Consider the following 11990-nt stretch of genomic DNA (forward strand, 5'->3'; position numbering starts at 1 on the left):
CGCGGGTTTTGTCAATCAATGAGCGCGCTGTAAAGGGTGCCGGTTTCGTTGAGGGATGAAAGGGACTGGCCATAAGCTTCCGTGCAGGTTGCAAAAATTAAACATTATACAAGCTATGGTTTTAAATTGAGAATTGCTGACCGGTCAGAGCATCTTGCCAAGCCGCATCGACAAAGGCTCGATCTGCGGGATGGACAATATCGAGAAACGTCTGGTAAGTTAAGGGCGTACCTGGGGGCAGACCAAAAATTCGATACGTTTCATCAGACCACGACAAACTGTTTTTACAAATATCCATTCGCCAGCTGCCGATATGAGCGACTGCCTGTGCATGATTAAGATCATGACGGCTTCTCAGCAAAGCCTCCTCAGCGTGCTTTCGCTCAGTAATATCAGTTTGTGTACCGCTCATCCGCCTGGCTTTGCCGTTGGCATCGAACTGCATCACCCTGCCGTGATCTAGTACCCATTTGATGCCGCCATCTTTATGGTACATACGGTGTTCAATTTTATGCACCAATGAACGTCCTTCAAGCGTATCCGTTACAGACTGCCATACTTTTTCTTTATCATCAGGATGAATGAGTTCAGCCCATTGATGACTCGTCTGGCTTATGTCCTCATGGCTGTAACCCAGCATTGTTGCCCATATTTCATTTCTTTCCACATTATCGGTTTCAATATCCCAGTCCCAAAACCCCACCTCCGCGCCTTCCAAAACCAATCGAAGCCTTTCCTCACTGGCTTGTAATGCCGTTAATGCGAGATTTTTTGCATGTTCTGCTTTTTCTCTTTCCTGGATTTCATTTCGTAATACGGCCACCGTGTTTGGTAACTGGAGTGCTTGCGGAACGACTCGAAACACAACACATAACGTCATTAATGAAAGAATGGCGGTTAGCGCTTTAAGCCATCCGTCTAACCAATACACGGGCATCCAAATGGTCATGATGGAAATGACATGCGTCATGCCACAAGCAACAATAAAGGCACAAAACATCAAAAACACATTGCTGTAAGGAATGTCTTTGCGTTGCTTTATAAAGGTGAAAATAACCAGCGGAATCATGAAGTAAGAGAAGGCTGTAACCGCGCCGGACATAACATGAAGCAATAGCAGTGTTGAGTCCCAGCTTAAGCAATATCCGTGAGGAGTAAAATTATTTATCCCAAAAAAATCAATGCTAGTTTTCATCATCATGTGTTCGATACCGCCATTGCCAATAAGCGATGAATGTCAGCTTGAATAACTCATCCACCAAGCCATTGTTTTCGGAGTTTTTGCCGGTTCAGTGCCAGCCACTGGATAGCGATAATCGGAATACCTGAATTGATTTCCCCCTGATCCATAAGCGCATAAGCTTCGTCAAAACTTACCGTCCGAACCAGGATATCTTCCTGCTCATGATCCAAGCCGTGTATGCCTTCGATTTCCCGGCTATCAACCCGCCCACAGAACAGACTGATCCACTCAGACGACCCGCCGGGGGTGGTATAAAACTCCTTGATCAGAATCATGTCTTTAATATCGCAGCCAGCTTCCTCACGAGATTCTCGATAAGCCACTTCTTCAGGCGTCTCGCCTTCTTCTATGGCTCCGGCCACGATTTCCAACAACCAGGCCGGCTCGGGCCGCAAAATGGCACCCACGCGGAATTGTTCTATCAACACCACCGCATCACGATCAGGATCGTATAACAACACGGCCACGCAGTTGCCGCGTCTGAACAACTCTCGATCCAGTTCCCCGCTCCAGCCGCCTGCAAATAAAACATGTTTCAACCGGTATTTTTCCAGCCTGAAAAATCCCTGGTAAACCACCTCGGTATTCAGAATTTCAAATGCTTTATCCATTGACGACTAGGGGGTGTAAGTAACTTTGTAGATAACGCCCAGATGATCGTCCGAAATCAGGAGACTTCCATCCTGCATTTCCAGAACATCAACAGGACGGCCTAATACTTTTCCGGATCCAGTCAGCCAACCCGAGATAAAAGCGGCATCGGACACCGGCTTACCTTGCTCGAATTTGACCAGTACCACCCGGTAACCATGAGGTTTCGAGCGGTTCCACGAACCGTGTTGTGCGACGAATAATTGATTTTTAAAGCTGTCAGGAAACTGTTTGCCATGATAAAAATGTAATCCTAACGGAGCCATGTGCGCTTTGAAAGTCCAGGCAGGCGCAACAAAGTCTTTGCAGCTTTTGTTTTTGCCAAATTCAGTTTCGGCAATAATGCCGCCGTGGCAATAGGGATAACCGAAATGCTGGCCTTTGTTCGACCACTGATTGAGTTCTTCGGGCGGCACATCATCACCCAAAAGGTCTCGTCCGTTATCGGTAAAAAACAGTGCTTTTGTTTCGGGCTCCCAAGCTATCCCCACTGAGTTGCGGATGCCTCGCGCAATAATCTCAAAATCACTGCCGTCGGGATTCAACCGAACCAGCGAAGTATAGATGTCCTTGTCAGGCTCGCAGATATTACAAGGGGCTCCGACAGCCGTATACAACTTGTTATCCGGGCCGAACCGAAGGTATTTCCAGCCGTGATGTTGATCAGAGGGTAACTTGTCATACACGACCCGGGGCTTGGGTGGGTTGTCCAAATGCTCGAGAATGTTTTCGAATTTTATAATTCTATTCACTTCGGCAACATACAATGTCCCATTCTTGTAGGCCACACCATTGGGCATGTAAAGTTGCCTGGCAATTACAAAGGTTTTATCGGCTATGCCGTCGCCGTTGGTATCCTGAACCGCATAGACTTCGCCTTTTTGGCGGGTACCGACAAAAACGACGCCATTATCTGCAATAGCCATCGATCGCGCATTAGGCAGATGGTCGGCAAACAATGAAATTGAAAAACCGGGAGGCAGGTGTAATTGTTTAAGAATGTCTTGCTTACTTTCGGCCTGTGCATTTAAGGTAAACCCAAAAAATAACGCAAGATAAGCGATATATTTCATCTTTCATTCCTCTGCAATAAACTTTGAACTATGTTAGCACTGAGCAGATCAATTGAATTAAAATTTTGAGACCCCATATCGTTTTCAACTCAACTAATAAATAGGACACTCACATGATGCGAATTATTCTATTCCTGGCTACTAACGCAGCGATACTGGTTGTCATCAGTGTCATTTTTAATGTCCTGGGACTCAGCGGGACGCTGGATGCTCAAGGCATTGATCTAAATCTTAACGCGCTGCTGATCATGTCGGCTGTCATCGGTATGACGGGCTCGTTTATTTCGCTGGCCATCTCAAAATGGTCGGCAAAGTCCAGCATGGGCGTTCAGGTGATCGAACATCCTTCCAACCAGACCGAGCGCTGGCTGTTGGACGTTGTCGCCCGTCAAGCAAAGGCAGCCGGTATCGGCATGCCTGAAGTCGGTATATTTCAGAGTCCCGATCCTAACGCTTTTGCTACCGGTATGAATAAAAACTCGGCACTGGTCGCAGTCAGTACCGGACTTTTACAGAGCATGAGCACGGATGAAGTGGAAGCTGTACTGGGACACGAAATAAGCCACGTCGCCAATGGTGACATGATTACCATGTCGCTGATGCAAGGTGTGGTCAATACGTTCGTGTATTTCTTTGCAACGGTCATCGGTCATTTTGTCGATCGTGTGGTATTCAAAACCGAGCGGGGTTACGGTCCTGCTTACTATGTTACGCAGATCGTTATGCAAATCGTATTATCGATTCTCGCGTCCATGCTGGTCATGTGGTTCTCGCGTTACCGCGAATTCAGGGCCGATGCCGGTGGTGCTAATTTAGCCGGCCGTCAAAAAATGATCGGTGCGCTGCAAGCTTTGCAACGGTCTCATGAACCCGCAGAATTACCCGGTCAACTGGCCGCATTCGGGATTCACGGCGGCGGCATCAGCCGCTTGTTTATGAGTCATCCGCCGCTGGAAGAGCGTATCGCCGCCTTGAAAAACCAACGTTAACCGTGCTCACCCCTCCCAGTTGATTGGGTCTAGGTGCTTGATTTCAAAGGACGCATCAATACGTCCCTGCAGCTCTCTGCAACATCCGTGCTGCAGAAGCCTTTTCAATCAATCACCTAGATCCTCTATTCCAAAGGGGCGGGTAGTTAAATTTAATCAACTCTATTGAGGCCGGACAGGCAACTGTCCGGCTTTCATTTTCATGGCTCAAAACCAAATCATTCGATTCTCACTCAATCTAGGCTACGACCAGTACCTTATGGTTTACCAGGGCGTTGCCAAGCAAGTTTCTGTCGTGGCCGACGATGGCCGGCGTATCGCGTTTCCCGCCGGAAAGATTCAGAGCTATCTGAATCGTGACGGCGTCTCAGGCTATTTTGAAATGGAGTTAACGCCAACCAATCAGTTTGTTTCGATCAGAAAACTGCGTTAGTGCTCCTCCTTGACATCAAAATCAATATGTTCGGCCCCGTTCAAGACCAGAAAATGCCGGCCTTTGGACCTCGCGATCAGTGTAACGCCGGATTGTCTGGCCATTTCCAATCCCATCTGAGTTGCACCGGATCGTGACAGCAATACCGGTATCTCCATTTGAGTGACCTTGATCACCATCTCGGAAGTTAAACGCCCTGTCGTGTAAAAAGTTTTATCCTGACCGGATATGCCGTTTAACCACATAAATCCTGCAATGGCGTCGACCGCGTTATGCCGTCCGACGTCTTCGACAAAAAAATCAATGTCCGTTCCGCTGCATAGCGCGCAGCCATGCACCGCACCCGCTTTTTTGTAGACTTCGTTATATTCCTTCAATGACGCCAGCATACCGTACAAGGTCGATTGTTTAATCGCCATGTCCTGTACACGTATCATTTTTAATTTTTCCATCAACCGCCCGAAGACAGTACCCTGCCCGCAACCTGTCGTCACGGTTCGTTGCGCCATTTGTCCGGAAAAATCACTGTTATCCCGATAAGTCGCAACAGCTACCGCTTCGGTTTCCCAATCGACTTGAACCGCTTTTATATCGGCAATATTCTCAAAGAACCCCTGATTTTTCAGATAGCCCAGCGTCAGCAATTCGGGGTGTGTCCCCATCGTCATTAATGTCACAATTTCCTGTTTGTCGACATAAATGGTCAACGCCCGTTCTCCGACCAGTTCTATCAGGCGTTCCTCACCTTTTTCGTCAACGGCTATGACTGATTTTGAAAAAGCCAGACCGGCATGACTGATCTCCGGTTTATTATTCATGGACCTCAGCCTCCAATTGCTCCAAATCCGACAAGGTGTTGATATTTTGAAAGACTTCAGGTTGTTCACTGAAATTGACTTTCACCAGCGCATGTTGCTCAAGCCAGCGGTCGATTTTTCGTTCACCGCTGTTAAGATACTGCTCAAGACTGTCTTTAAGACCGGTTTTAAGTGCCAGAAAAACAGGGTGCAAGCGTTCGCCGTCATAGGCGACCGCAATATCGGCATCCGCCTCAGCGCGTTCAGTCAATAATCGCTGCAGATGCTGCGGCTGAATAAGCGGAGAATCGCAAGGCATGATCACCAACACATCACCATCGGTTGAACACAGCGCTGATAAAACACCGGCCAGCGGCCCGTCAAAGGTCTGCGTTTGATCGGCAATGACCGGAAAACCGAAAGCCCGGTATTCAGCTTCATTACGATTGGCATTAATCATCAAGTTTCCGGTAACTGCTCGCATCGCCTCAATCGCATAAGCAACCATTGGCCTGCCTTTGTATTTCACCAAGCCTTTATCTTGTTGATTCATCCGCCTTGCCATTCCTCCGGCAAGAATCACTCCCGTCACTTTTGTTTGATCGTTCATAATGTTAAGCTTTGTCGCAACCCTGTAAATTGTTAGAAATGATGCTGATACGCCTACTCATTTTCGCAACTCTAGTACTAATTGCAAGCTGTGCTTCACAACCTCAGGGAGAGTTTGTACGTTACTACGAAGCAAAAACGGACAAGCCCTATGATGACGTGTTAGCTGAGCTGGAAGTTGCCATCGCCGAACACAATTTCAGAATTACCGGTCACAGCCGGGTCGGCAAAGTGATTCGGGACAGAGGCACACCGGACTTTCCGGACTATGATACGATTCAATTCTGCAATCTGACCCATGCCAAAATCTTGCTGCAAATGTCACCGCATGCGGTCAAATACATGCCGTGCAATGTTGTGGTATACCAATTTGAAGGAAAAACCATCATCAAAACGCATCTGATGCCGACCGATACGGACCATCCGGAATTGAATGCATTTTCTGAAAAAATGAACGAAACGCTGATGAAAATTGTCGATTTCGCTGCTGAACAATAGTAATAATTTTGTGGACTTACCGTGAAAGCCTGGGTGGTAAATGGGTAGGGATAAGTGATAGCACATCCATCTTTAACAGCATTGGCGGATACGGCTGTCGCCTTCCTCCCTACAACTTTTAATTTACAATCGGTCGTGATAAAAAAGCGGCCTAGACCGGCCTGGGATACAAAACCACCGAAAACTCTGCCTATGCAGACTGGCCGGGGATTTTTTAACACTCTAAACTAATGGAACAAGAGAACTTTTAATGAAATATAGACACTTACTTTTTGGTTTAGCCTTGATAGCTGGAACCGTGGGCTGTACTGGCACACATGAAAAATCGGATGAAGAACCGGTCGCGATCAATGATTTTCCGACTCAGGAACGTATTGATTATGCACTGAGCTGCATTGCCAAAAAAGGCGGACTGACGTATATCTCTCAATACGGTTGCGGCTGTAAAGTGGATAAAATCGCTGAAAAAATGAGTTTTGAAGAATTCGATCAGGCGCGGACTTTCGGCTTTTTAAGATCAACGCCCGGCGAGGCAGGAGGCGTATTTCGAGACCCTGAGCATGCCAAAAAACTTAAAGCAAAATTACAAGCGGCCGAAGAGTACGCGGAAAAAAGTTGTTTTGTAAAACAAATTCAAAACCCCAAATTGAGTCCGGCCCCAGCCAAATAAAAGCTGATTAAGGGCGATGCCTGACGGTATCGCCCTTTCGACGGAAGATCAAGGATTGATCTGATAACTCTCCGAATAAGCATTTCCGGAAGTGCAGACTGCCCGACTGGTAGGACTCTCACACGAAGCATCGGTAATTTCCGCTTTCAGCACACCGGATTTTTCGGGCACAAAAAAGAACCTGAAATTGGGATCTGCGCTGACAGCAATATCCGTTTTAGCCGTCAGCACCGGTTTACCGTCGAAAGTCACATTGACCGATCTGACAAAGTGAGACTTTTTAATCGTGCGGCTTACCTGATCCATTTGCATACCGGAAATATTCGGGTGACTGATGAACAGTTGAATCTCATTGGCCTCGCCGGTTTTCACTTGCTCCGGAACACGGAACTTCATTTTACCCAGGCGTTTCATCGCCGCATCCAGATCGGCTCCCATAGGCGCAGAACAGCCGCCACTGGCTTTAATGTATTTTTTTGCCATAAACAGCTGGCCGTCGTTTAATTCGGCAACAACTCTGACAAAACTGTAAGTATTGACTCTCACCCGCATGGCCAGATCAGCTTTGCCGCTTTCTGGACCCATCTCAAATTCGCCGACAAAGGGATAGGGGTTATTGTCGACAAACACGGTAATTTTCTTGATGAATTTGTCTTTCGTTTGCGGCATCTGACTGACAATTTTTAACGGAACCAGTGCCGGATCCTCAGCCCGATAAGGCGCATCCACGGTAATCACCGAGTCGGATTCGACAATGGCCTTACCTTGGTAATACTGATCCTTGAGAACATTCGTCCAGTTTCTTTCATCTTCAGCAGCGCTTACTTGAGCCGCGGCCAATAACAAGCTCCAACCCAACAGCCAACCTAATCGGTTTCTTTTCATTGTTTGCCTCTCTTTAAGACGGATAATTGAAAATTTACTTACATTTGACAGGCCATAGCCTAAGCCTTGATTCACTCTTCCCACTCCAGCTCAGCAAATGCAGCCGTAACATTTTTGCGATGAAACTGATCGAACAACAGCCATTGATCCTTAAACTGATAACCCACCGTTTCAATGGCTTCCTCAATAAATTTCCCTGATTTTATCAGGGCTCGAATTTCTTGCTGCAGCGTTTCCAGATACTGTTTTTCAGGTTGCAGGCTTTTCGGCCAGTCGCTGACAATAGGGCCATGGCCTGGAATAACGATCTTAAATGACCGCTTTTCCAGCGCCTTGATTTCTTTTAGCCATCCCAAAAGACTGCCGTCTATCACCGGCAAATGCCTTATAAATAACAAATCCGACATCCATAGCGTTTCAGTCGCCGGATCATAAACCGTCAGGTCATTGTCCGTGTGCGCGGCCGCATGCGCAGTCAACTCCAGCACACGTCCGCCCAGATCGATTTTCATATGACCATTGACGGCCTTATCGGGCGGAATGAGGTTTTCCGGTTTCAGATCGACCGCGATTTGCTCAGCCGCCCTATCCAGGTAAAACTGAGCTCTGGCAGCCATGGCGCGAGCCAGATTCTTATGCCCGATAAACTGTACTCCCCGCATTTTAAAAGCGATATTGCCGTAGATATGATCCGGATGAACATGCGTATTGATGACATAACACACCGGTTTTGACGTGATTTTTTGAATCGACTGCTTCAAGGCCATCCCTTCATCAGGATTGCCGCCCGTATCGATCACCGCGACACAGCGATCACCGACGATAAAACCGATGTTCGCAATTGCGCCATGATTGGTGGTATCAGGTAGTTCATGCTTGCCCTGATGCACATAAATACCCTGAGCAGCTTCGGTCATACTTAATGCAGACTGAGCATACAGAGGCATGGCAATAACCATACAGAGCAAAATCAAAAAAATTCGCACGTGTTTCTCCGGTTAAACAAAGGGGCAAAAAACTTAAATTATTGTATCTAGTTCTGACCTCAAACCCAGTTATTGCCTAGATGCTATCGGCAAATCCCAGTTTGAACTTTTATATTGCTTTGAGGCTAGGTGTAAGCCTTGCGAGGAACGCCGTAAAACCATCCATGGGGGCTTGACGGCAGCATCCCTGCTACCGACATCCCCACAAAGCTTACGCCTACCCTTTTTTATCATCAAATTGGGAATTGCTGAGACACTATTAAGCCTTGGCTATTTACACAACTGAAGAAATGCACTGGCCGCCCGGGACTGAATGATGGCTTTGGGAGCAATGATGTTTAAATGCCAGATCAAGCCTTCCGGCGGATTGACACGCCGCGCAACCAGACCGCTGCGTTCATTGCGCAATGCCTGGGAGGAAGCAAAGCCGATACCTAAACCCGCTCTGACGGCCTCTTTAACGCCTGATACACCGGTGACTTCGATATTGACCTCAACATCGACTCCGGCGCGGCTTAAAGCACTTTCCACCACCTTTCTGGCACCTGATCCCACCTCTCGCCAAATAACGGGGTACTCGGCAAAAACGCTTAGCGGAACACATTCCGGATAAACACTGGCCAACACATGATCTTCCGGCAGTACCAGAACAATTTCATCTTGTTGCCAGGGAATGACTTCATAGTTGCCGGGCAGTTCCTCGCTTTCAACAGGGCCTTCGATAAACCCCAGATCGAGCTCATGAAGCTGTTTCAGAATTTCATCGGTATCCGCCGTTTTCATGGTCACCCTGACACCGGCATGCAAGGTCTGAAATTCCACTAAAAAATGCGGCAAGTAGTAACTGGCAATGGTTGTTGTAGAGCCCAACCTTAAATGGCCGGCATTGACTTTTTTCAGGCAGCGAACATAGTCAATCGCCTGATTGAGATCGTCCGACATTTTCTGAGCATAACTCAAAAGCCCTGCGCCGGCAGGTGTCAGTTCAATTTGATGGCCTTTGCGCTCATAAAGCGGCTCGCCAACCTGTTGCTGAAGCAACTTTAGCTGACCCGACACGGCGGGTTGTCCGATATGCAGACACTCTGCCGCTTGTGTAATACTTTTTAAACGAGCCACAACCGCAAAGGTGAGCAAATGATTAGGGTTCAAAGTATCCACCTTCTGCCGACCGAATTGAGTTTCAAACACAGGTTTTCGTAGCCGCCTAAACTCTGCAGGCCCTTGAAGTAGCTGCCGATTTAGCCGGTGCAATGATAGTGAGGCGATACTATCATTATTTATGATGTCAATCCGAATAAATAATGAGTTGAAACATAGTCAGTAGCTAAGTTAAAGTGCCAGCAATTTGCGGTAGACGCAACGCAAAAGCGCTGATAAGTTTGTATAGCCCTATAATATAAGAAAGACCCGCTGACAGAGGCGGATTACTTGGAGGAAACACGCGTGGCAGTCATAACAATTACACCTGAACAGATCACTAAAAAGAAACGTAAAGGCCCCAAAGGCCATGCGGTGGACTTAAGCGCATTAGATGAAATCAGAGCCTTGCTGGGAAACGAGCCCCGCCGCCCGGATCTGCTGATAGAGCACTTACATAAAATTCAAGACACGTTTCATCATATATCCTCCAAGCATCTTGTCGCACTCGCCAGTGAGATGAAATTGTCGCCGGCTGAAGTTTTTGAAGTAGCTTCTTTTTATCATCATTTTGACGTTGTCAAGGAAGGCCATACCCCTCCTCCCGCGCTGACGATCAGAGTCTGTGAATCGGTCTCATGCGAAATGGCAGGCGCCCACGAACTGATCAGCGCGCTTGAACAGGGCTTGAGCGATAAAGCCCGCATCCAGAAAGTCCCTTGTGTAGGCCGTTGCCAACATGCGCCTGTCGCCGTCGTCGGTCAAAACCCCATTGATAAGGCCGACGCTGAAAAAGTGTCCGGCGCCGTAGCAAACAACGCCATTCAAGCGCCCGTAGCCAGTTATATCAGTTTTGAAGAATACAAAGCGAATGGCGGCTATCAGACCATGAAAAGTCTGCATGAAGGGGATATTTCCGCAGAAAGCATCATCAAGAAGATGGAAGACTCCGGTCTCAGAGGCCTAGGCGGCGCCGGATTTCCGGCCGGAAGAAAATGGCGCATTGTCAAAGGATTTGCCGGACCACGCATGATGGCCGTGAACATCGATGAAGGCGAACCCGGTACGTTTAAAGACCGTTTTTATCTGGAAAGAGACCCGCACCGCTTTCTGGAAGGTATGCTGATCGCAGCATTAACCGTGGGCTGCGATGAGATTTATGTTTACCTTCGCGATGAATATGCCGGATGCCGGGAAATTCTGACCCGCGAAATTGCCAATCTGCAGAATAACCCGCCTTCGCCAAAATACCGCTTGCCCCCGATTCATTTACGCCGTGGTGCCGGTGCCTATATTTGCGGCGAAGAGTCCGCAATGGTCGAATCCATTGAAGGCAAACGCGGCATGCCGCGTTTAAGACCGCCTTTCCTCGCGGAAGTGGGCTTATTCGGACGTCCCACACTGGAACACAACATGGAGTCGGTGTTCTGGGTACGCGATATCGTCGAAAAAGGGCCTGACTGGTTTTCTTCATTCGGTCGCAACGACAGAAAAGGATTACGCTCATTTTCGGTTTCAGGCCGGGTTAACAAGCCGGGCGTGCATCTGGCACCGGCCGGTATTACCGTTCGTGAATTAATTGATGAATATTGCGGCGGCATGCTGGAAGGACATGAGTTTTACGGATACTTTCCAGGCGGGGCATCGGGGGGCATATTGCCCGCTTCGTTGGGCGATATCCCTCTGGACTTCGACACCTTGAATCCTTACGGGTGTTTTATCGGTTCGGCAGCCGTGGTGATATTTTCCAATCACGACAGCGCGAAAAAACTGGCCTTGAATGCCATGCGGTTTTTCGAAGAAGAATCTTGCGGACAATGCACTCCTTGCCGGGTGGGAACCACCAAGGCGGCCCATCTGATGGCATCGGAGCAATGGGATACCAGCCTGCTGGAGGAATTGTCCTCGGTCATGGTCGATGCATCGATCTGTGGCCTGGGTCAGGCTGCGCCCAATCCCCTTCGCTGCGTCATCAAATATTTCCCGCACGAATTATGAATCACTGTTTAGTTGAAA

Annotated in this window: 13 protein-coding genes; 5 read left to right on the forward strand and 8 right to left on the reverse strand. The window is 48.1% G+C overall.

The annotated features are described in order from the left end of the window. Nucleotides 1–121: 121 nt before the first annotated feature. Genes Q7V32_RS04130 through Q7V32_RS04140 form a run of 3 tightly spaced genes read right to left on the reverse strand, consistent with a single transcriptional unit; the run spans nt 122 to nt 2967 of the window. A complete protein-coding gene (locus tag Q7V32_RS04130) occupies nt 122–1201 on the reverse strand; it encodes a PAS domain-containing protein (protein WP_304895715.1) in 1080 nt (359 codons plus the stop codon). Nucleotides 1202–1251: 50 nt separating this feature from the next. Next, on the reverse strand, nt 1252–1854 hold the full coding sequence (locus Q7V32_RS04135) for an NUDIX domain-containing protein (protein ID WP_304895716.1): 603 nt from the start codon (nt 1852–1854) through the stop codon (nt 1252–1254). A gap of 6 nt (nt 1855–1860) precedes the next feature. Then, nucleotides 1861–2967, reverse strand: a complete 1107-nt coding sequence (locus Q7V32_RS04140; RefSeq protein ID WP_304895717.1) for a sorbosone dehydrogenase family protein — start codon at nt 2965–2967, stop codon at nt 1861–1863. Nucleotides 2968–3080: 113 nt separating this feature from the next. Between Q7V32_RS04140 and htpX the strand changes: the two genes are divergently transcribed. Beyond that, on the forward strand, nt 3081–3956 hold the full coding sequence (gene htpX, locus Q7V32_RS04145; RefSeq protein WP_304895718.1) for a protease HtpX: 876 nt from the start codon (nt 3081–3083) through the stop codon (nt 3954–3956). A gap of 202 nt (nt 3957–4158) precedes the next feature. Continuing rightward, nucleotides 4159–4389 carry a DUF2835 domain-containing protein gene (locus tag Q7V32_RS04150; protein WP_159657322.1) on the forward strand — a complete coding sequence of 77 codons (231 nt, stop codon included), beginning with the start codon at nt 4159–4161 and terminating at the stop codon, nt 4387–4389. Here Q7V32_RS04150 and Q7V32_RS04155 read toward each other — a convergent pair. Beyond that, the gene (locus Q7V32_RS04155) at nt 4386–5207 is read right to left on the reverse strand and encodes a formate dehydrogenase accessory sulfurtransferase FdhD (protein WP_304895719.1); all 822 of its coding nucleotides are present in this window, start codon (nt 5205–5207) and stop codon (nt 4386–4388) included. The genes Q7V32_RS04150 and Q7V32_RS04155 overlap by 4 nt on opposite strands. Next, the gene (mobA, locus tag Q7V32_RS04160) at nt 5200–5796 is read right to left on the reverse strand and encodes a molybdenum cofactor guanylyltransferase MobA (protein WP_304895720.1); all 597 of its coding nucleotides are present in this window, start codon (nt 5794–5796) and stop codon (nt 5200–5202) included. Before mobA ends, Q7V32_RS04155 begins: the two co-directional genes overlap by 8 nt. A 41-nt stretch (nt 5797–5837) precedes the next feature. On the opposite strand from mobA, the gene Q7V32_RS04165 reads away from it, so the two are divergent. Continuing rightward, on the forward strand, nt 5838–6293 hold the full coding sequence (locus tag Q7V32_RS04165) for a DUF302 domain-containing protein (protein WP_304895792.1): 456 nt from the start codon (nt 5838–5840) through the stop codon (nt 6291–6293). Nucleotides 6294–6543: 250 nt separating this feature from the next. After that, nucleotides 6544–6963, forward strand: coding sequence for a hypothetical protein (locus Q7V32_RS04170; RefSeq protein ID WP_304895721.1), 420 nt, complete (start codon nt 6544–6546; stop codon nt 6961–6963). A 48-nt stretch (nt 6964–7011) separates the two neighbouring features. On the opposite strand, the gene Q7V32_RS04175 is transcribed toward Q7V32_RS04170, so the two are convergent. From Q7V32_RS04175 to Q7V32_RS04185, 3 genes are all read right to left on the reverse strand, one after another. Then, nucleotides 7012–7848, reverse strand: a complete 837-nt coding sequence (locus Q7V32_RS04175) for a quinoprotein dehydrogenase-associated SoxYZ-like carrier (protein ID WP_304895722.1) — start codon at nt 7846–7848, stop codon at nt 7012–7014. Nucleotides 7849–7919: 71 nt separating this feature from the next. Continuing rightward, nucleotides 7920–8834, reverse strand: a complete 915-nt coding sequence (locus Q7V32_RS04180; RefSeq protein WP_370690840.1) for a quinoprotein relay system zinc metallohydrolase 2 — start codon at nt 8832–8834, stop codon at nt 7920–7922. Between the two features lie 270 nt (nt 8835–9104). Continuing rightward, nucleotides 9105–9986, reverse strand: coding sequence for a LysR substrate-binding domain-containing protein (locus tag Q7V32_RS04185; protein WP_370690722.1), 882 nt, complete (start codon nt 9984–9986; stop codon nt 9105–9107). Nucleotides 9987–10280: 294 nt separating this feature from the next. On the opposite strand from Q7V32_RS04185, the gene Q7V32_RS04190 reads away from it, so the two are divergent. Next, complete coding sequence (locus Q7V32_RS04190) at nt 10281–11972, forward strand: NAD(P)H-dependent oxidoreductase subunit E (RefSeq protein ID WP_304895724.1); 1692 nt, start codon at nt 10281–10283, stop codon at nt 11970–11972. Nucleotides 11973–11990: the final 18 nt, after the last annotated feature.

Source organism: Methylicorpusculum sp. (genome assembly GCF_030651835.1).
Classification (GTDB): Bacteria; Pseudomonadota; Gammaproteobacteria; order Methylococcales; family Methylomonadaceae; genus Methylicorpusculum.